This window comes from Natrinema ejinorense, assembly GCF_002494345.1.
In the GTDB taxonomy this organism is placed as follows: Archaea; Halobacteriota; Halobacteria; order Halobacteriales; family Natrialbaceae; genus Natrinema; species Natrinema longum.
On record NZ_NXNI01000001.1, the window covers coordinates 1,205,100 to 1,223,048 of the forward strand.

At 66.0% G+C, this 17,949-nt stretch carries 19 protein-coding genes; 10 read left to right on the plus strand and 9 right to left on the minus strand.

Translation table 11 applies throughout. The features are described 5' to 3' along the window. Window positions 1–43: 43 nt before the first annotated feature. A complete protein-coding gene (locus CP557_RS05980) occupies window positions 44–1,252 on the minus strand; it encodes a DUF7350 domain-containing protein (protein ID WP_097381546.1) in 1,209 nt (402 codons plus the stop codon). A gap of 42 nt (window positions 1,253–1,294) precedes the next feature. Further along, window positions 1,295–2,236 carry a 1,4-dihydroxy-2-naphthoyl-CoA synthase gene (locus CP557_RS05985; protein ID WP_097379074.1) on the minus strand — a complete coding sequence of 314 codons (942 nt, stop codon included), beginning with the start codon at window positions 2,234–2,236 and terminating at the stop codon, window positions 1,295–1,297. Window positions 2,237–2,436: 200 nt separating this feature from the next. Here CP557_RS05985 and CP557_RS05990 point away from each other — a divergent pair, with 200 nt between their 5' ends. Continuing rightward, window positions 2,437–3,486 carry a J domain-containing protein gene (locus CP557_RS05990; protein WP_097379075.1) on the plus strand — a complete coding sequence of 350 codons (1,050 nt, stop codon included), beginning with the start codon at window positions 2,437–2,439 and terminating at the stop codon, window positions 3,484–3,486. Here the strand turns inward: CP557_RS05990 and menD are convergent, their stop codons facing one another. From menD to CP557_RS06005, 3 genes are all read right to left on the minus strand, one after another. Then, window positions 3,487–5,310 carry a 2-succinyl-5-enolpyruvyl-6-hydroxy-3-cyclohexene-1-carboxylic-acid synthase gene (gene menD, locus CP557_RS05995; protein ID WP_097379076.1) on the minus strand — a complete coding sequence of 608 codons (1,824 nt, stop codon included), beginning with the start codon at window positions 5,308–5,310 and terminating at the stop codon, window positions 3,487–3,489. It abuts the gene before it with no gap. Next, on the minus strand, window positions 5,307–6,665 hold the full coding sequence (locus tag CP557_RS06000; protein ID WP_097379077.1) for an isochorismate synthase: 1,359 nt from the start codon (window positions 6,663–6,665) through the stop codon (window positions 5,307–5,309). The genes menD and CP557_RS06000 overlap by 4 nt, the downstream gene beginning before the upstream one ends. Window positions 6,666–6,738: 73 nt before the next feature. Continuing rightward, window positions 6,739–7,335 (minus strand): sulfite oxidase-like oxidoreductase, encoded by a 597-nt coding sequence (locus CP557_RS06005; protein ID WP_097381547.1) that lies wholly within the window; start codon window positions 7,333–7,335, stop codon window positions 6,739–6,741. A 301-nt stretch (window positions 7,336–7,636) separates the two neighbouring features. Here CP557_RS06005 and CP557_RS06010 point away from each other — a divergent pair, with 301 nt between their 5' ends. Further along, on the plus strand, window positions 7,637–7,936 hold the full coding sequence (locus CP557_RS06010; RefSeq protein WP_097379078.1) for a hypothetical protein: 300 nt from the start codon (window positions 7,637–7,639) through the stop codon (window positions 7,934–7,936). 149 nt (window positions 7,937–8,085) lie between these two features. Beyond that, window positions 8,086–8,313, plus strand: a complete 228-nt coding sequence (locus CP557_RS06015; RefSeq protein ID WP_092933605.1) for a ribbon-helix-helix domain-containing protein — start codon at window positions 8,086–8,088, stop codon at window positions 8,311–8,313. Window position 8,314: 1 nt separating this feature from the next. On the opposite strand, the gene CP557_RS06020 is transcribed toward CP557_RS06015, so the two are convergent. Next, window positions 8,315–8,503 carry a DUF7550 family protein gene (locus tag CP557_RS06020; RefSeq protein WP_097379079.1) on the minus strand — a complete coding sequence of 63 codons (189 nt, stop codon included), beginning with the start codon at window positions 8,501–8,503 and terminating at the stop codon, window positions 8,315–8,317. Window positions 8,504–8,620: 117 nt separating this feature from the next. Here CP557_RS06020 and CP557_RS06025 point away from each other — a divergent pair, with 117 nt between their 5' ends. The 4 genes from CP557_RS06025 (at window position 8,621) to CP557_RS06040 (ending at window position 12,634) form a co-directional block, all read left to right on the plus strand. Beyond that, window positions 8,621–9,328: a hypothetical protein gene (locus CP557_RS06025; protein WP_143825034.1), complete on the plus strand. Its 708-nt coding sequence runs from the start codon at window positions 8,621–8,623 to the stop codon at window positions 9,326–9,328. Then, a complete protein-coding gene (locus CP557_RS06030; RefSeq protein ID WP_097379081.1) occupies window positions 9,325–10,674 on the plus strand; it encodes a hypothetical protein in 1,350 nt (449 codons plus the stop codon). The genes CP557_RS06025 and CP557_RS06030 overlap by 4 nt, the downstream gene beginning before the upstream one ends. 85 nt (window positions 10,675–10,759) lie before the next feature. Further along, entirely contained in the window at window positions 10,760–11,575 is an 816-nt protein-coding gene (gene hisF / locus CP557_RS06035) for an imidazole glycerol phosphate synthase subunit HisF (protein ID WP_097379082.1), read from the plus strand. Between the two features lie 195 nt (window positions 11,576–11,770). Next, window positions 11,771–12,634 carry a hypothetical protein gene (locus CP557_RS06040; RefSeq protein WP_097379083.1) on the plus strand — a complete coding sequence of 288 codons (864 nt, stop codon included), beginning with the start codon at window positions 11,771–11,773 and terminating at the stop codon, window positions 12,632–12,634. A gap of 99 nt (window positions 12,635–12,733) precedes the next feature. On the opposite strand, the gene CP557_RS06045 is transcribed toward CP557_RS06040, so the two are convergent. After that, a complete protein-coding gene (locus tag CP557_RS06045) occupies window positions 12,734–13,018 on the minus strand; it encodes a DNA-directed RNA polymerase subunit L (RefSeq protein WP_097379084.1) in 285 nt (94 codons plus the stop codon). Between the two features lie 103 nt (window positions 13,019–13,121). Between CP557_RS06045 and CP557_RS06050 the strand changes: the two genes are divergently transcribed. Together CP557_RS06050 and CP557_RS06055 are read left to right on the plus strand one after the other, a co-directional pair. Next, window positions 13,122–14,963 carry a rhomboid family intramembrane serine protease gene (locus tag CP557_RS06050; RefSeq protein ID WP_097379085.1) on the plus strand — a complete coding sequence of 614 codons (1,842 nt, stop codon included), beginning with the start codon at window positions 13,122–13,124 and terminating at the stop codon, window positions 14,961–14,963. A gap of 63 nt (window positions 14,964–15,026) precedes the next feature. Then, the gene (locus CP557_RS06055; protein ID WP_097379086.1) at window positions 15,027–15,569 is read left to right on the plus strand and encodes a hypothetical protein; all 543 of its coding nucleotides are present in this window, start codon (window positions 15,027–15,029) and stop codon (window positions 15,567–15,569) included. A 7-nt stretch (window positions 15,570–15,576) separates the two neighbouring features. Here the strand turns inward: CP557_RS06055 and CP557_RS06060 are convergent, their stop codons facing one another. Then, window positions 15,577–16,215 (minus strand): METTL5 family protein, encoded by a 639-nt coding sequence (locus tag CP557_RS06060; protein WP_097379087.1) that lies wholly within the window; start codon window positions 16,213–16,215, stop codon window positions 15,577–15,579. 306 nt (window positions 16,216–16,521) lie between these two features. Here CP557_RS06060 and CP557_RS06065 point away from each other — a divergent pair, with 306 nt between their 5' ends. Continuing rightward, window positions 16,522–16,704 (plus strand): zf-TFIIB domain-containing protein, encoded by a 183-nt coding sequence (locus tag CP557_RS06065; protein WP_097379088.1) that lies wholly within the window; start codon window positions 16,522–16,524, stop codon window positions 16,702–16,704. 144 nt (window positions 16,705–16,848) lie between these two features. On the opposite strand, the gene CP557_RS06070 is transcribed toward CP557_RS06065, so the two are convergent. Then, complete coding sequence (locus CP557_RS06070; protein WP_097379089.1) at window positions 16,849–17,880, minus strand: disk-shape morphogenesis protein volactin; 1,032 nt, start codon at window positions 17,878–17,880, stop codon at window positions 16,849–16,851. Window positions 17,881–17,949: the final 69 nt, after the last annotated feature.

Here is a 17,949-nt window from a genome sequence, read left to right on the forward strand (position 1 = left end):
GAGAGTGTCAACGTTGGCATTGCGAGTCGGGAATCGGCCAGGCTCACGCCGGTGGGACGACCACGTCGAGCGGTTCCATCTCGAAAAACGCCGTCTCGTAGCCCTGATGGCGTGTCGCTTGCGGTGGGGAGTCGATGAAGATCGTCACTGAATCGCCCCGCCGTCCGGATGCGAGCGACGCCCCGTAATGCAGCCCGTACTCGGCGTCGAGCGTTTCGGGTAGCTCGAGGGCGTCGACGATCGGGTCGCCGTCGCGCTCGACGTCGGCCCGCAGGGACATGGCCGGCAGCGGAACGCGGTTGTACGGCGTCCGCGGCGAGACGAGCAGGTATCGATCCTCGCCGTCGGCCAGCCGGGAACCCGGCTCGAGGAGCGTGACGACGAACGCCGCGTCGCCGCTTCTGGGAGGCCCGTCGGTGGCTGGATCCGCGTTCGGATCGACCAGACGAGTCCCCGGATACTCGTCGGCCGGCGGGAGCGCGGAGTACGGAATCTCGGAGTGCGTGCCAGCGGTCTCGCCATCGCCGCCGGTCATCGGCTCGAGGGCACCCCGGTCGCCCCAGCGTTCTCGATCGAGGAGTTCGAGCCCGTCGACGACGTCCTCGCGGAACGCCTGATCGTACGTAAATTCGAACGTCGCAGTTCCACCGTCGGTGAACCGCTCCGCGAGCGAGCCGGTTCGCCGCGTCGGAAGCGGAGGCAGTTCGATGTCGACAGTGTGGGTACCGTCCTCCCGCAGGGAGAGGTTGTCGCCGAAGTGGACCCCCATCTCCTGTGAGAGCATGGGCCACAGCCGCCGCGACGCGACCTCGTCGCCGTCGTGCGTAATCGTCACCCTCGGCTCGGCGTCGACGGGGAGGACGACTCCCGTCTCCGGATCCCAGCGGACGAGCATGAGATGAATCCCGCGATCAGCCGCCGGTTCCACGAGTTCGCGGTCCGTCCCTGTCACGACCCAGAACGGGTGGGGGTACGTGAGCATCGGTGCGACCATGGAGTCGCCGGCCGCGATCGGCTCGAGCATCCGCATCGACTTCCGGTGACCCGGGAGGTAGACCGCGTCCGGCGGGTCATCGAGCATCGGGATCGGTACACTGCCCGCGCTTTCCTCGCCGTTGCCGGGCACCTCGTTCCCGCGGCCGTCGGTACGTTCGTCGGTCCCGTCAGTGCCGGTGCCCGGGGCGGAACAGCCCGCGAGGGCGAGGGCGACCGGAAGGGCAGCCGTTCGGCGGAGGATGGATCGTCGATTCATGTCGGCTGTGTCCTCGAGCAGTATCACAGTTCGTCGACGGATTCAATAGTGCCACGGGAAGTCGTCGAAGTCGGGGTCGCGACCCTCGACGAAGGCGTCCCGTCCTTCCTTTGCTTCGTCGGTCATGTAGCCAAGCCGCGTCGCCTCGCCGGCGAAGACCTGCTGGCCGACCATCCCGTCGTCGGTCATGTTGAAGGCGTACTTGAGCATCCGCATCGCCGTCGGGCTCTTCGCGTTGATACGCTCGCCCCACTCGAGGGCGGTCTCCTCTAGCTCCTCGTGTGGGACGGCCTCGTTGACCATGCCCATGTCGGCGGCCTCATCGGCGTCGTAGGTCTTGCCGAGGAAGAACACCTCGCGGGCTTTTTTCTGGCCGATCTGTTTGGCGAGGTACGCCGAGCCGAACCCGGCGTCGTAACTGGCCACGTCGGGATCGGTCTGGAGGAACTTCGCATGCTCGCCGCTCGCGAGCGTGAGATCGCAGACGACGTGCAGCGAGTGGCCCCCGCCGACGGCCCAGCCCGGCACCACCGCGACGACCACCTTCGGGATGTGCCGAATGAGGCGCTGGACCTCGAGAATGTGGAGCCGCCCCTGTTCCGAGGCGCGCGCTCGCGGACCCTGTCCGCTCGCGTCTTCCGAGGCGCGTTGCGCCTCGCTCTCTTCGCCCCCTTCGTACTGGTACCCGTCCTCGCCGCGAACCGTCTGATCGCCGCCGGAACAGAACGCCCAGCCGCCGTCCTTCGAGGACGGGCCGTTCCCGGTCAGCAGAATACAACCAACGTCCGTCTGGCGCTTGGCGTGGTCGAGCGCGTCGTAGAGTTCGTCGACGGTGCCCGGCCGGAATGCGTTGCGCACGTCGGGCCGGTCGAACGCGATCCGGACCGTTCCGGAGTCGACCGCGCGGTGATAGGTGATATCCCTGAACTCGTCGTTCAACTCCGCAGGCTCCCACTGCTCGGGGTCGAAGAGTTCCGAAACCATTTGCTCGACGTTGGTGTGCCGACCATGAAATAGGTTCGCGTCGCGGTTCGGCCCGTTTCGTATCGCACTATAGGATTTATTTATGGGTTTTGGACCGCTGAGCACTGACGCTACAGCACCGAACGTCGACCTCTCTCCGCCAGTGACAGTCTTCTCACCCGATTGATTTTTTACCCGGTCGTTCGACATCCTCGTAGGGAATGGGCGAGACGTACTACGACGTCCTCGAGGTCGATCCGGACGCGACCCAGGAGGAAATCGAGTCGGCCTATCGCGACCGCGTCCTCGAGACGCATCCGGACCACTCCGACGACCCCGACGCGGCCGAGCAGTTCCAGCGTGTCACGACCGCGAAGTCCGTCCTCACCGACGGAACGGAACGCGCACGCTACGACCGCCTCGGCCACGAGGCGTACGTCGGGCTCGCCCAGGCGACACACGACTCGAGCGACGGAAGCGAGGAATCCCGGAGCCGGGAGTCGGATACCGACCGAACCGACACCACGCAGCGGTCGACGGGGAGCGGGCGGACGGCCACCGGGAGGCAGGGATCGTCCGCCGGGACGGGGCGGACCGCGACCGACGCGGGGACGACGTCGAACGGCAGGCAACGGCGCTCGACCGGCACGGACGCCGGGGCTGGCGGAGAAACGGAGACGACCGAGACCACCAGCGGACGGACGGAGACGAACGAGGAAACCGAGCGGGGGAGCCACCACGCTCGACAACGATCCAAACGCCGCCGTCGACGAGCGAAACGGCACGCGGCAACCGGCGGCCCGTTCGTCGGCGACGACGGCAGCGACCTCGGGACACCCGGAACGGGAACGACCACCACGGTCGGAGAATCGACCGACTCACAGGACGAGGAAGCCGAATACTCCGTTCACGACTGGAACGACGAGATCGACCTCGAGCGGAACGGACACCCGTTCGACCGGACGACGGTGGTCTCGGTCGGTGCCGTCGCCCTCCTCTATCCGCTGTTCGTCGCCGCGAGTCTGACGACGATGTTTTCGCTCCCGGTCAACGCGATTATCGCGGCGTGTACGCTCGCACTGGTGGGCTATCTGCTGACGATGCCCCGCGTCGCGATCGCGACCTTCGGGGTCTGGAGCGTCCTCTTTCCCGTTGGCATGCTCCAGACCGGACTGGCCGACCCGTTCACCCTGGTCGGCTTGCTGACGCTCGCGTTCGCCTGGGTCCCGCTGGGCAACGCCGTCGCTCTCTGGTGGGTGCTCCGACCCTGATCACTCGGGGGTTCCGCCGACGGCCGACCTGACGCGCTCGGCGAGTGCGTCCCGACGCCGGTGGCTCGCTTCGGAATCGAATTCGACCGCGAGGAGCTGCGTCCCCGACGCGTCGATCGATCGACGGTACGCGGCGTCGAACGCCGTGGGAGTCACGCGCTGGAACTCGAGTCCGTACAGGTCCGCGAGCGCGTCGAACTCGAGGCCGTGGGGCGTCTTGAACTGCTCCGTGAACGGCGGATCGAACGCCTCGATGGGGAGTTCGTGGAAGATGCCGCCGCCGTCGTTGTCCAGCAGCACGATCGTGGCGTCGACGTCACAGCGATCGACCGCGAGCAGCCCGTTCGAATCGTGATAGAGGGCCAGATCGCCGGTGACGAGCACCAGCGGTTCGTCGGCGGTGCTGCCAGCACCGAGTGCCGTACTCGTGATCCCGTCGATACCGCTCGCGCCGCGATTTGCGAGCACCGTCAGGTCGGCGGTTCGCGGTCGCGCGAACCGGTCGGCGTCCCGGATCGGCATGCTGTTCGAGACGAACACCGTCGCCGGATCCGGCGCGTTCGAGACGACCGACGCGAGGATCGCCCCCTCGAAGGGGTCGGACTCGAGTATCGACGGCTCCAGTGCCTCGTCGCGGACCGTCCAGTGGCGACGTTCGGCCGCGTCGAACCGGGCGCGCCAGTCGTCGTCGGTCATCCCCTCGTTGAGCCCGCTCTCAGCCGTCGTCAGCGCCTCGAGCAGGCCGTCGACGACGGCCGCGGGCTCGGCGACGAGCAGGTCGGTGGCGGTGAACGTCGCCTCGCGCCACGCGCCTGCGGGATCGACGAGGAACTGCCGGGCATCGGCGTCCCGAAGCCAGTGACGAAGCGGTTTCGACGTGGGAGAGGCACCGAACCTGAGAACGACATCGGGGGGTGGTAACTCTCCGATGTAGGTGTCGTAGCCGCCGTAGATCGTCCGCAGTCGGCCAGTCCCGTCGTCGCTCTCGGGGCGGACGTGCGGACCGAATCGCAGTCCCGAAAGCGGGTCCGCGAGGATCGGCGCGCCGAGTCGGTCCGCGAGTTCGGTGACGGCCGCAGGCTCGAGGGCGGAAAGCGCCGTCGGATCGGCGGGACCCGCGACGACGAGCGGTCGGTCGGCGGCCTCGAGCGCTTGCAGAAGCGCTCCGTGCTCCTCGGCCGCGAGCGTTCCCGTCCCGCGAGTCGTTTCGACGAAGGGGCCGTCACGACCCCGTGCGGCCGTCGTCTCGGCAAACGACTCCGGCACGTCGCCGGGCACCGGGGTCGGCTCGAGCGGCTTGCGAAACGGACAGTTACAGTGGACCGGACCGGGCGGCTCGCCGGTCGTTTCGGAGAGCGCCCGCGCGGCGGTCGTCCGGAGACGTCGCACTTTCCGCTCGTCGGGTTCGGGTTCGGGCAGTTCCGTATACCACCGGACCGCGTCGCCGTAGAGTTTGACCTGATCGACGGTCTGGTTCGCGCCGCTGTCCCGGAGTTCGGGCGGTCGGTCGGCCGTGAGCACGAGCAGGGGAACGCGGGCCTGATCGGCCTCCATCACGGCGGGATGGAAGTTGGCCGCCGCCGTCCCGGAAGTACAGACCACCGCCGTCGGCTCGCCGGTGCGACGGGCACGACCGAGCGCGAAGTACGCCGCCGAGCGCTCGTCGAGGTGCGAGTAGACGTCGATAGTCGGGTGTTCGGCGAACGCGACCGTCAGCGGCGTCGAGCGACTGCCCGGGGCGATACAGACGCCCTCGAGCCCGTGCTTTGCGAGTTCGTCGACGAGGACGCGACCCCACAGCGTCGCGCGGTTTGGTGCCGTCATCGGTTCGGCTTCGACCGGAGTTCATCGAGGATCGGTCGGAACTTGAGCTGTACCTCGTCCCACTCCTCGGCCGGGTCGCTGTCGGCGACGATCCCGTTGCCCGCAAAGAGCGTCACCGCGCCGTCGGCCGCGATGCCGGATCGGATGGCGACGGCGAACTCGCCGTCGCCGTCGGCGTCGAACCACCCCACGGGTGCGGCGTACCAGCCACGATCGAACGTCTCCGTCTCGCGGATCGTCTCCCAGGCAGCGTCGGGCGGGACGCCGCCGACCGCGGGCGTCGGATGCAGTGCCTCGACGATCTCGAGGACGTGCCGATCCCCCGCGAGCCTCGCTTCGATCGGCGTCTGGAGGTGTTGAATGGTCGCCAGCCGTCGAATCGTCTGCTCGCTGACGGTGAGTTCGCTCGCGAGCGGGGCGAGCTGTTCGCGGATCGCGTCCACGACGAGCCCGTGTTCGTGCTGGAACTTCGCGTCCGCCCGCATCCGCTCGACGTGTTCGTCGTCCTCGGCCGGCGTCTCGCCGCGGGGGACCGAGCCGGCGAGCGCTTCCGTCTCGACGCGATCGCCGTGCTTCGAGACCAGCCGTTCGGGTGGTGCGCCGAAGAACGTCCCGCCGATTTCGTGACCGACCAGAAAGCGATAACAGTTCGGATACTGGCGGCGCAGGCGCTCGAGCGTCGCGGGGACGTCGACGGGCCCCTCGAGGTCGACCGAGAGGGCCTGCGCGAGGACGACTTTCCGCAACCGGCCGTCGGCGATCCGCTCGAGTGCGGTCTCGACCTGGGCCGACCAGTCCGCGGGCGAGGTCGTCCGCCGTGTCGCGGCGACGCCCGGCGTCGACCCGCTCGGTCGCATCGCCGGGAGGGCCGCCAGCCGCTCGTGCCAGTGCTCGAGTCGGTCGGCGGCTTCGTCTTCGCCGGTTCCGACGGCCGTCAGCCACGTCCCGTCGTCGGTCCGAGTGACGAGAACCTGCGGGACGACGAACGACGCCGCGTCGAAGCCGGTCCAGGGCGGCGCCGGCTCGTGGCCGTCGTGAAACGAAAACCCGCCGAACGCTCGTGGCCGGGCTGCCGGGGGCCCCTCGTGTTCGAGCCCGTCGAAGGCCCGGCTAGCCTGCGACCGGATCCGATCGAATCGGTCGGTGCCACCGGCCCTGAACCGGGCGGCAACGCCCCGACCGACGAGTTCGAGACCGTCGGGGGTAGCCCACTGGACGCACGACTCGGCACTGCCGTCGAGAATCGCGCCGAAGGAGACGCCCTCGAGTTTGCGACTCCGGCCGACGAGGTCGGCAGTGCCGGCCGCCGACTCACCGTCACTCGCCAGTCGACCATCGCCCGACGATCGATCCATCGACCGCACGTCAGGACCGCCCGGCCTTCAGCCTAACTATTCGCCGACCGACCGAGCGGGAATGGTGGGAAGCTCAACTGTATCGTTCTTCCTGCCACGGATCAGCCGTCTGCGAGTAGCCGCGCCGTTCCCAGTAGCCCCGCTGAGGGTCGGTAAGGAACTCGATGCCGTCGACCCACTTCGCACCCTTGTAGGCGTATCTGTGGGGCGTGACGACCCGGAGCGGGCCGCCGTGGTCTTCGGGAAGCGGCTCGCCGTCGAACCCCCACGCGAACAACACCTCCTCGCGCATGCACTCCTCGAGCGGGAGGTCGGTCGTATAGTCGTCGAGCGCGGCGAACATGACGTGGACCGCATCCTCGTCGACGCCGGCCCGGTCGGCGAGTTCGAGGAACGGAACGCCCGTAAACTCGCAGTCGAACTTGCTCCAGCCGGTCACGCAGTGAAAGTCCTGTCGCTGGGTGACACTCGGCAAGGACCGGAACTCGTCCCACGAGAAGCGCAGTTCCTCCTCGACCGCCCCGGTGACGGTAAACTCCCAGGTCTCCGGATCCCAGTCGGGCCGCCCGCTCTTCGAGAGAACCGGAAACTCGGAGGTCTCGCGCTGTCCCGGCGGCAGTCGGTCGTCGCCGAACTCCTGGTAGAGATCCGTAACGTCCGTGGTGTCCATGTTCGTGCGTTCGTCCCGACGGACGTAGATGTGACGCCATCGACTGCCATCCGTCCGCCGGTGAGCCGACACCTCGTGTTCGATCGAACTCGGAGGAACCGACTGGCCGTAGGCGAGGCGATTCGCGTTCCGATCGGCGACTGTCACACCGGTCGACATCCATCCGCTCGAGAAATCCGGAATTAGCCCGACGGCGTCGGGCTGGAAACCGAGGGAAAGAATCGACTCGGCGTCACAACGAGGTTCTGTCCGGCGAAACCCTCGCCACCCCTTAGTACAGTCTCGGCGAGACTATCGATGCATGGCTAGCACAGAACAGCTCACGGAACGGGAAATGTCCGGACGGTCAACGGCAGAGGTCGGCGAGCAGGCGATGGGGCCCGCGTTCATCGCGTCGGCTGCATCGGTCGGGCTCGCACTATACTACTACTTCGTACAGGGAGAGCGCGAACTCGGCACGTTCGTCGGCCTCTGGCCGCCGACCATCCTCGCGTTCGCCAGTTACTTCAACCAGCGCCGGATGCGCCAGCAACTCGAGACGTTGACCAAGCCCGGAACGAAACTGCGTGATGCGATCGATTCGATGATGGGCAGTCGCTAACCGGGCGACGAATCGACGCCTCGGCAACACCCGCTGTGCCTTCGGTATTCCTCGAGGGCCATCAATAGGTTCGATGATTCACATATGTGTCCCAGTAGATGTGCGTTCCCCGTCAAACCTAAATACCCCCTCGCCGAAAGCCGAATCAGATGCCGAAAGTAGAGATCACCATACCGGAACACCTCGAGATGCAGATCGCCCAGATGGTCGAACGCGGCGAGTTCGTCAACCGTGAGGAGGCGATCGAGGACCTCCTCTCGACGGGCATCAAGGCCTACAAGACCAGTGGACCGATGGACGAAGAGGAGGGAGCGACCGGCGGCACCGGCCTCGAAGACGATGGCATGATGGGCCACGACGACGAGTACGTCTTTTAACTTATATTCCGACTGCGAGTACCGGAATTCCGAACGCGATCGCTGCGCCGACGAGTGCAACGATGAGACCGACGAGGACGGCTCGCGACGAGTAGTCGCTCATCGGTGCGGTCGTTCGTTCGGTCTCGAGATCGTGACCGACGTCGGCTCCCGAATCGTCATCGTCGGGGGTTGCAGTGTCGTCCGTCATAAGTGCCCCTTCTCGGCTCGGTCCCTTAAAGACATCTACAGCGGAGCGTCGGGGGACGCCGCCTCGGCCGTTCTGTCATCCGGAAGTATATATCGCTCGAGTAACCATCGGTGGACGATGTCCTCCACGACGCTCTCCCGCAGGCGGGTACTCGCTGCCGGCGGTAGTTGCCTTTCGACGGTGGTTGCGGGGTGTTCCGGGAGCGGCGGATCGACCGGCGACAGCGAGACCGTTCACGACACGAATCGGGTGTCCGAATCGACCCACGAGTACGACGTCCTGTTCGTGCGCTCGGCCGACGGGGCACCGTTCGTCTATCCGAACGAAGCGGCGGCCCAGCGGCAGAAAGACGAGGATCGGCCGCCGCTACACACCGGGTCGTTTTTCCTGATCGATGACGGTGATGCCGATGCACTCCGGATCGATCTCGAGGAGAACGCCGAGGAAACGACTGAGATACGCGAGTTCGTCGACGACACTGATTTCGAGACTGAATCGATCGTCATCGATCAGCGTCCCATCGGCGACTGTTATCACAGACACGTACGGAGCGTTCAGGCGACGGACGGCAATTTTCATCGACGGTACTGCCGCACGCTGAAAGACCCGATGACGCCCTGTGAGGCCGATACCGACGTGATGGAAGTCGTCGTCTTCCGGATCCAGCGATCGTACGAGGACACGCCATCGAGTCACTCGAGTTCCGAGAGCGCGTCCTGTCGAGGCTCGATCATCGAGGGAGAGAACGGATCCGAACCGGTCTCGAACGGGACCGACTCTTCAGACGCGAACGCAACCGACGGCGAGGAGGGGAGTCGCGAATGACCGCGTCGAACCGGCGGTCGACTGACCGACGGCGGTTCCTCGCCGGGCTCACCGCGGTGTCCGGGGTTGCCGTCGCCGGCTGCAGTAGCTTCCCGTGGATCGACGAAACGAACGGGTCGTTTCCCGTCTCGGAAGTCGCCAGCGTTCTCTCACCGCCCGCTCCGCGGATCGACGGCCCGGTTCCGGTACGGCCCGACGCGAGTGCGATCGAAACCGCACTCGAGCGGGTCGACGAACTGGTGGCACCGATCCCCAACCCGCTCACGGTGGAGGCGGTCCCGAACGGAGTCGTCCGCGAATCGATCGCCGACGCGCGCAACGAGGCCGGCGAGAGCCGGGCCGAGGCGGCCGATGCGACGGGGCCAGCGCTGTATCACGCGCTTCGTGGTCTTCGAGGAGGCCGTGCCAACGCTCGGCAAGCGATAACGACGTGGTCGGCCATCGACGACGAGACGCTGGCCGCCGATCTCGTGGACGAGTACAGCGAACTCCAGCCGCGGGTCCGCGATCAGCGCACGTCGCTCGCGTATCGCGGAAACGCCACCGACGACGAACTGTTCCGCTCGGCCCTCTACTACTCCCGGCTCGAGGCCGCCCTCGACCGGGCGATCGGGTCTCTCGGGCAATGGGAGATCGACGAGGGCGCAACCGTCATCGACACAGGCGAGGCCGCCGCCGACCTGGAGTCCGCGGCGGCGACGGCGAGCGGCTGGGAGCACTTCGCCGATCGGTACGAGGCGACGCTCGACGAGCCGATCGACCTCGAGCCGATCCTGCGCGGCGCGCTCGAGCGGTGCGTCGACTACGCCGACGGCGTCGCCTTTCCCGCACAGGACGACGACTGGTTCGACGAAATCGGCGTCGGCGACATCAACGAGACGTACCTCGAGCACATTCTCTGGCGGACCGGTAATGCCGTCACGGACGAGCGAGAGAGAATGGAGACTTCAGTGAGCGACGGGGACCTCGGAACGGGGCTCTATCACGCTGTTCGATTCGAACAGGCGTTCCGGACGTTCGCGGTCGTTCGCGACCGAATCGCGGACGGTTCGGTCTCACTCCCCGAAACGCTCGCCGACGTCCGCGACGAACGGAAGGCCGCGATCGGCGCGGCCGAGACGGCGCGAGACGCGCTCACCGACCCATCGCCCGGAGCGTTGGCACTCGCGGAAACGAGTCAGCGACTCGAGTGGGCCGACCAGTCCGTGCGACGAGTGGCCGACGCCGACTCCGATGCCGTCACGTCGCTGAACAGCGAGTACGGAGACTACGTGCGCGTTCGGGCATCGCTCGAGGTGCTTCCGGAGGCGGTCGATGCGTTTCGGTCGCGCGTGCTCGAGGGATAGCACGAACGTCGTCACGATGGTCGGAGCCGTTGCCCGATCCAGACCCCTTTACTATCCCCGGTGCGAAGGCTCGCCTAACAACCACATGGTACTGACAAAGCGAGTCATCCCGTGTATCGACGTGGATCTCGACGCGGACGGGAACCCGGCAGTCTACACCGGCGTCAACTTCGAGGACCTGAAATACACCGGCGATCCGGTCGAGATGGCTCGCGCGTACAACCGCGCGGGCGCAGACGAGTTCGTCTTCCTCGACATCACCGCCTCGGCGGAGGGTCGCGAGACGATGCTCGACGTCGTCGAGCGCGTCGCAGACGAGGTCTTTATTCCGCTCACCGTCGGTGGCGGTATCCGCACCACCGAGGACATCAAGGAGACCCTGCGGGCCGGCGCGGACAAGGTCTCGATCACCACCGGCGCTCTCGAGCGGCCCGAACTGATCAACGAGGGCGCGAGGGCCTTCGGCAACCAGTGTATCGTCATCAGCGTCGACGCCCGGCGGCGCTTCGACGAGGGGGGCGAGCACTACGTCGAGATCGACGGCGAGTCCTGCTGGTTCGAGTGTACGAAGAAAGGCGGCCGCGAGGGGACCGGCATCGACGTCCTCGAGTGGGCCGCGGAAGCCGAGTCCCGCGGGGCGGGCGAACTGTTCGTCAACTCGATCGACAAGGACGGCACGAAAGACGGCTACGACCTGCCGTTGACGAAGGCGGTCTGTGATACCGTCGATACCCCGGTGATCGCCTCCTCGGGCTGTGGCGGCCCCGAAGACATGTACGACGTGTTCGCCGAGGCGGGTGCCGACGCCGGACTTGCGGCCTCGATCTTCCACTTCGACGAGTACTCCATCGAGGAGACGAAGGCCTATCTGGACGACCACGGCGTCCCCGTTCGTCTCTGATACGGTTTGCTGTCCCGATGTCCCGGTGGGACCGCAGGGCGGTCCCGGTCCCACCGGCAATGACTTCCAGTAGACCGTATGAGGGCGACACGTCCGCGGCCACCGATGTCTCGGCCGCCTCGAACGATCCGTTGACGGACCGGTTCCGATCGGACATCCAATACGTTTATTCCGCCGCAGTCCTGCTTTCCGACAGTGAAATGGCGGTGTACGCGGTGTGGGAAACCACACGCGGAAAACGATCCTCCCTGTGACGAGTGCGGTCACAACGCCTTCGAGAAGGCGGTCGTCCGGGTAGACGAGACCGACGGCGCGAGCGATGCCGGCGGCGAGCCGATCCCGTCCGGAACCGTCGAGACCGGGCCGGAGTACGTCTGGGCCTGTCCGAACTGCGGCCGCGAACACGTCCGGAACACCCCGCCGTGTTCCCGCTGTGGCAATCCCGACCTCGAGCGGGTCGAACGGACCTACGAGGGGCTCGAGCAGGATCTCGACACGCCGAGCTGGTTCGAGGTCGCAAAGCCTTACCTGCCGATCTTCGCCGTCGTCGGCGTCGTCATCGCGCTGTTCGCGACGGGAATCGTTCCGGTCTCGGTGCTCCCGGGGATCGGCCAGCCATCGCCGCCCGACGCGCCGGGCGATGGGGCCGAGTCAGCAGGGTTCGATCTCGAGGCGATGGAAGGCGAGATTCACGAGCGACTCGAGATGGAACGGGAGTCCTCGGCGGGACGATCGTACGACGAGGGCCTCGCGGACTACGCCGAGTACGAAAACCGACGGCTCGTCGCGGAAGCGTTCTCCGACAGGGATCCCGACGACGCGAGGGCTAGCCAGTTCGATCACGGGTGCGGTAACGCACGAGTCTCCGGCGCGCCACTGATCCTCTCCGAGCGGTCGATCGGAGCGTACGACGACGAGTCGGCACTCGCCGACGACATCGCCCGGGCGCTTCTCTCCTCACAGTTCGGTGACGCCGTTCGGGCCGGGTTCGACGCCGAAGGGATCGACGTCCACGTCGCACCGAACGACGACATCTACGTCTATTATACCGTCTGCTAACCGCTCTCGACGGCGGGCTCGAGATCGGAGGAAAACGGCGAGAACAGGTTCGCGCCAATACGAGAACAGCGAGAGCGCTGCGATCGACTGTCGGGGGGATCAGGCGGCCGCTTCGAACGCGTCCCGGAACGACGTCGCCTTCTCGCGGACGGTCACGGCCGCCTCCTCGAGGCATTCGAGGGGATCCGCGCCGCCTTCGGTCTTGATCGTCAGGATTGGCTCCGTCTGACCCCCCGACTGCTCGGGGTTGACGTCGTAGGTCGCTGCGCTCACGTCGTCGTGCTCGAGCAGCGCGCCCTTGAGCACGTTCATGAAGGTGTGATCCTCGCCGGCGATCTCGATCGAGAGTTCGTTGTCGGTGCTCTCGGTGACCCGCAGTTCCATGTCATCCAGTCCGGTCGTCGGCTGCTTGTACCTTTCGAAGCCGCCGCTGGACGGCCGTTCGCTGAAGGCAAATCACTATACGCCCCCGTTCGAACGACGGCACATGCTCTCGCTTGCGGCCACGCTGTCGGTTCTCGTCGCCGCGGCGCTAGTGGGATCGATCGCGATCGTCAGGCGGGTCCATCGGCCGGAGCGACGCTGGCGCGACGTGCTCCGATCCCGATTCGTCTACGGAATCCCGTGGGGATCGATCGTGGTGATCGCGTTCGTCGTCGCCGTCTATCTCTTCGTCCAGGACGGCATCACGAACGTCGACGATCCGGTGACGATTCCCTACCGCACCTGGTCGTACTTCTACCCGCTGGGAATGGCGACGGCGTCGTTTTCCCACGCCGGCCCCGGCCATCTCGTCGGCAATCTCGCCGGGACGGTCGTCGTCGCGCCGCTGGCGGAGTACGCCTGGGGTCACTATCCGGACGAGCGCGACCCACAGCGACCCGACTCGTGGCGAACCGATCCGCGGGTTCGGGCGTTCGTTCTCTTTCCGCTGGCCGTCGTCGCAATCGGGCTGGTGACGAGTCTGTTCGCGCTCGGCCCCGTGATCGGCTTCTCGGGCGTCGTCTTCGCCTTCGCCGGGTTCGCCATCGTCCACTATCCGATCGTGACGATCGTCGCCACGCTAGGCGTCCAGAGCGTCGTCCTGCGGCTCTTTTATGCGCTGCAGGACCCGATTCGAACCTACACCGCCCAGCCGAGCCCACCCTCGGCCCCCTCCTGGGCCGGCATCGCCATCCAGGGCCACGCGCTGGGCCTCTTCCTGGGTTTCGTCCTCGGCATCGCGCTCCTGGAGCGGCGGGGAACCCGGCCGAACCCGTTCCGACTCTGGCTCGCGGTGCTCCTCTTTGGGTTCTCAAAGGGACTGTGGGCGATCTACTGGTTCGGGGGCGAGAACTCGTACATCCTCTTTCAGGGCCCCGGTGTCGCCATCGTCTCGGTACTCGCGCTCGTCGTCACCCTCTCGATGACCGCCTCGGAGACTCCCCTCCTCCCCCGACGACTCGAGGGCCTGCTCGCGGGGTCGACGGCACCACCGCCGGGGCCGGCCGACGACGGGGCGTCCTCGGTCGTCCGCCCGCTCGAACTCGCAGGCGGTGGTCGCGACGACGGTCCCACCACGGCTCGTCTCGACCGCGTTCGAGAGATCGTCGGTGGCGGCCGACGGCGCGCCCGCGAGTCGAACTGGCTGTCGGCCCTGACACCCAAGGGGGTCGCGTTCCTCGCGGTCGTCGGTATCCTCGCGCTTCTGGCCGGCATCGCCGTCCCGGCCAACTTCCTCGTCGTCGACGACGCAAGCGCGTCCTCGGACGCGGCCGTCCAGATCGAGGACTACACCGTCGAGTACGTCGAAGGCGTTCCGAACGGACTCGTCACCGGGATCGGCATCGACGCGGTCGAGAGCGACGAGGGCCTCGAGTCCAGCGGGGTGATCGTCGCCAGCGAGCGACGCCAAATCTGGCTCGAGGCGGTCAGCACCCAGCGACTCGCCTATACCGGCGAGGAAACGGTCGCCGTCGGCGGCCCCGGCTGGCGAGAGACCGTCCACGTCGAACGGACCGGCTGGGAACCCGTCGGCAACGAGACCGTCTATCAGGTCTGGCTGTGGGAGGACGGCGACGACCGCCAACTCGCGTACGAATCCAACGAATCACGAGCGGAAGCCGAGATCGCCGGGCGGAACGTGACGATCGACTCCGACGACGACACGTTCGTCCTCGCGGTCGACTCGAGCGAAACCGGGGCCGTCACGACGCCGCTCCCGAACGACAACGAGACGGCGTCGGCGGGCGGGCTCACCTTCCAACGCGAGAACGAAACGATCTACGCGAGCGCCGACGGCACTCGCGTCGCGATCGCGAGCGAGGAGACCTACGATACGGTCGGCTGATCGCGATCTTCCGTGCTCATCTCTCCACATACTTTTTTGTGGTCGAAGTGAATGGTTAAAACGATGTCATCTAACGATAGCAGACGCAGAAAACTACGCGAATCGGGACGATCGCTCGTCTCGACAGTACTGTCCTGGCTCGTCGGCAATCGCCCCGCCAGATCCATGGCCACCGTTTTTCTGGCAGCCGTCCTCGGTCTCGCGGTCGCAGTGGGGGTCGGGACGACGATCGGCAGTGACCGCATTGCCGCCCTCGTCGTCGAAACGTGGACCGGGACCGAATTCCACGTCGAGGTCGTGGTCGCGACCAGTCTGCTCGTTGGCGTCGGCGCACTCGGCGCGGCCGTCACGTCCGGATTCCTCCCGACGTTTGCGCTGGTCGCCAGCGTCCCGTTCGGCGTCGGACTCGCCCGGTACGGAACCGTGTACGCGGTCGAACAGTTCACCATGGTCGTCTCGCTGCCGGAAGCGATTGCCGATGGAACGGGTGCGGCACTCGTCGTCGGTCTCCCGCTTGCGGTGCTTGGCTATCTCGTCGGTGCTAGTCTCCGGCGCATCGCCGGTAGCACTCGCGGTCGCTCCGGGCCTCGATTCCGCCCCGGCTGATCGCCCGTCACTCCCACTCGATGCGGAACACTTCGGCCTCGAGGGCCTCCCGTGTCTCGGTGTGGAACGCGAACCGCTTCGCGATGGGGAATTCCGCGCGGAACGCGTGTGTCACGCCCCCACCTTCGTCGGCGGCGAACGACTCGACGAACGCCTGGCTCCCCTCGTTGTGGATCGTGTACGAAACCGTCGCGATCTCGCTGGCCGTCTCGAGGAAGGCCCGATCCGCGTGTCGGTTCCCACGCTGTGCGCCGAATGGAGGGTTCGAGACGACCGTCGCATCGGAGATCGAAAACGGATGCCGGGCAACGTCCCCGCGAAGCCACGCGAGCGCGTGGTCGGGATCACCGCTCTCGCCGACGACTGCCCGTTCGTTCCGACGAGCCAACTCGAGCGCGTCCGAATCGACGTCGATGCCGGCAACCCGATCGGCACCGGCGAGTGCCGCCCCGATCGCGAGCATTCCCGTCCCGGTTCCCAGATCGACGACCTGCCGGTCGAGGTCGTCCTGTAACCCCGCCAGATGACAGATGTGGGCGGCGAGTTCCGCCGGCGTCAGATACTGCTCGAGGGAGACGGAGGGATCCTCGAAGTCCGCGATCGACTCGAGTCGCCGGGCGAGGGTCCGTCGTGAGAGCCCGCTCATCTCGGCCGTCGACGGCGATCGATTCCTCGCGGACGACGGTCTCGAGAGCGACGGAGAACAGTCACGGACTGGTGTCGGCCGATCGCGCGAGTGGACGACGATCTCATTGGCATCGAATACACGAATGACGTGCAAAAAGGTTCGTGAATGCGTGAACCGACCGATCCGAGTGGACGCCATTGCGGAATCCGAGGTCGTCGGGGAACTGATCGACCTGGGTCGACGATGGGAACCTCTCACGATCGAACGGTACGGTTTCACGACAGGTTCGAATAGAGTTAAGGATTCCCCGTGACAGTTACAGGTATGGACGAGTGCCCACGGTGTGGGGGATCCATCGAAGAGTTCTCGCTCGGGGACGTGTCGACGATCACGTGTTCCCGCTGTGGATTCGCCGATATCCCCGTCGAACACCAGCCGGCCGGTGAGAACACCGAGTCCTGGCGGGACGCGTTCAACCGGTTTTACGAGGACTCCGCCGAGGGCTGAGACGGACTCCTGTCAGTCGGTGGCGAGGCAACCGCAAGGCGGTTTCGCGGTTACGTCGATCAGTCGTTCCGGCAGACCGTGTGTCGCTCGAGTCGTCGCTTCGGGAACTTGCCGTCGAAAGAACGAGCGCCGCGGAGCCGGCGGTTATTCGTTTGCGGCCGCCGCTTCCGCCTCTTCGTCCGCGTCCTCGTGGTCGATGTCCTCGTCGGACCGGGCCGCGACGAGGCCACCGCGTGCCACGCTGTACAGCGGTTCGTTCGCGTGCGTGACGCCGCTGATCGAGAACGGGATGTTCGCCTCCGAGAGGTGGTCACGGAACAGCGCCTCGAAGCCGTCGGGGCTCGAGGTGCCACCGGTGACGACGACCGGGACGTCCAGCCCTTCTTCGACGTCCTCCTCGTCGACTTCCTTGACGATGTTCTCGATGACGTAATCGAGCAGGTTCTCGTAGTAAATCGAGAGCGCACCCTCGACGCCGCCGACATCGGTCGTGAAGTCGAGTTCGAAGTCGTCTTCCTTGATCGAGGTGACTTTGTCGACGGGCGTCCCGGTCGCGCGGGCGGCCTGTTCGTCGACCCAGTCGCCACCGCGAGCGACGGAGAACTTCATGACGGGCACCGCGTAGTAGGAAAGACAGACGTTGGTCATCCCGGCACCGAAGCTGATGCCCAGTCCGGTGAAGTTGTTGTCCGCGAGTTCGCTGTAGATGACGGACATCCCCTCGTTGATCGGTTCGGAGTCGTACCCCATGTCGTCGAGGAACGACTCGATCGTCTTCTGGTGGTACAGCGTCGAGAGATCGGAGTCGATCGGGTCCGCTGGGGACGAGAAATAGAGCTTCTCGTCGGGATAGGCGGGTTCGCCGACGACCTGCTCGATGATGAGTTTCATCATCGGGATCGCGCTCTGCTCGTCGTTCGAGAGGATCCCGTGTTTCATCGGACGGCGGGTCTCCTTGTTGAAAATATTCGCAAAGTTCAGCGCGTCGTCGCCGACGACGTATACCTTGTCGTCTTTGCGAATGTGGAGTACTTCGCTTCGCGAGAGCATCTGCTCGGCCATATCCGAGTATTCGATCTCGACGAACGAATTACGCTGTTGCACGAAAACCGTATCGTTCCCATCCTGTTGTGCCGACAGAATGTTCATCGTTCCGACGTCTAGGCCTTTGGCCATATGTGGGCAAGGCCACCGACGGATTATAAATCTATGTGAGTTAATTCCAGTTCACGGAAAGACAGATTA

Coding starts and splice junctions, on each gene's coding strand:
- CP557_RS05980 (WP_097381546.1), bottom strand. CDS start 1,252: ATGAATCGACGATCCATCCTCCGCCGAACGGCTGCCCTTCCGGTCGCC.
- CP557_RS05985 (WP_097379074.1), bottom strand. CDS start 2,236: ATGGTTTCGGAACTCTTCGACCCCGAGCAGTGGGAGCCTGCGGAGTTG.
- CP557_RS05990 (WP_097379075.1), top strand. CDS start 2,437: ATGGGCGAGACGTACTACGACGTCCTCGAGGTCGATCCGGACGCGACC.
- menD (WP_097379076.1), bottom strand. CDS start 5,310: ATGACGGCACCAAACCGCGCGACGCTGTGGGGTCGCGTCCTCGTCGAC.
- CP557_RS06000 (WP_097379077.1), bottom strand. CDS start 6,665: ATGGATCGATCGTCGGGCGATGGTCGACTGGCGAGTGACGGTGAGTCG.
- CP557_RS06005 (WP_097381547.1), bottom strand. CDS start 7,335: ATGGACACCACGGACGTTACGGATCTCTACCAGGAGTTCGGCGACGAC.
- CP557_RS06010 (WP_097379078.1), top strand. CDS start 7,637: ATGGCTAGCACAGAACAGCTCACGGAACGGGAAATGTCCGGACGGTCA.
- CP557_RS06015 (WP_092933605.1), top strand. CDS start 8,086: ATGCCGAAAGTAGAGATCACCATACCGGAACACCTCGAGATGCAGATC.
- CP557_RS06020 (WP_097379079.1), bottom strand. CDS start 8,503: ATGACGGACGACACTGCAACCCCCGACGATGACGATTCGGGAGCCGAC.
- CP557_RS06025 (WP_143825034.1), top strand. CDS start 8,621: ATGTCCTCCACGACGCTCTCCCGCAGGCGGGTACTCGCTGCCGGCGGT.
- CP557_RS06030 (WP_097379081.1), top strand. CDS start 9,325: ATGACCGCGTCGAACCGGCGGTCGACTGACCGACGGCGGTTCCTCGCC.
- hisF (WP_097379082.1), top strand. CDS start 10,760: ATGGTACTGACAAAGCGAGTCATCCCGTGTATCGACGTGGATCTCGAC.
- CP557_RS06045 (WP_097379084.1), bottom strand. CDS start 13,018: ATGGAACTGCGGGTCACCGAGAGCACCGACAACGAACTCTCGATCGAG.
- CP557_RS06050 (WP_097379085.1), top strand. CDS start 13,122: ATGCTCTCGCTTGCGGCCACGCTGTCGGTTCTCGTCGCCGCGGCGCTA.
- CP557_RS06055 (WP_097379086.1), top strand. CDS start 15,027: ATGTCATCTAACGATAGCAGACGCAGAAAACTACGCGAATCGGGACGA.
- CP557_RS06060 (WP_097379087.1), bottom strand. CDS start 16,215: ATGAGCGGGCTCTCACGACGGACCCTCGCCCGGCGACTCGAGTCGATC.
- CP557_RS06065 (WP_097379088.1), top strand. CDS start 16,522: ATGGACGAGTGCCCACGGTGTGGGGGATCCATCGAAGAGTTCTCGCTC.
- CP557_RS06070 (WP_097379089.1), bottom strand. CDS start 17,880: ATGGCCAAAGGCCTAGACGTCGGAACGATGAACATTCTGTCGGCACAA.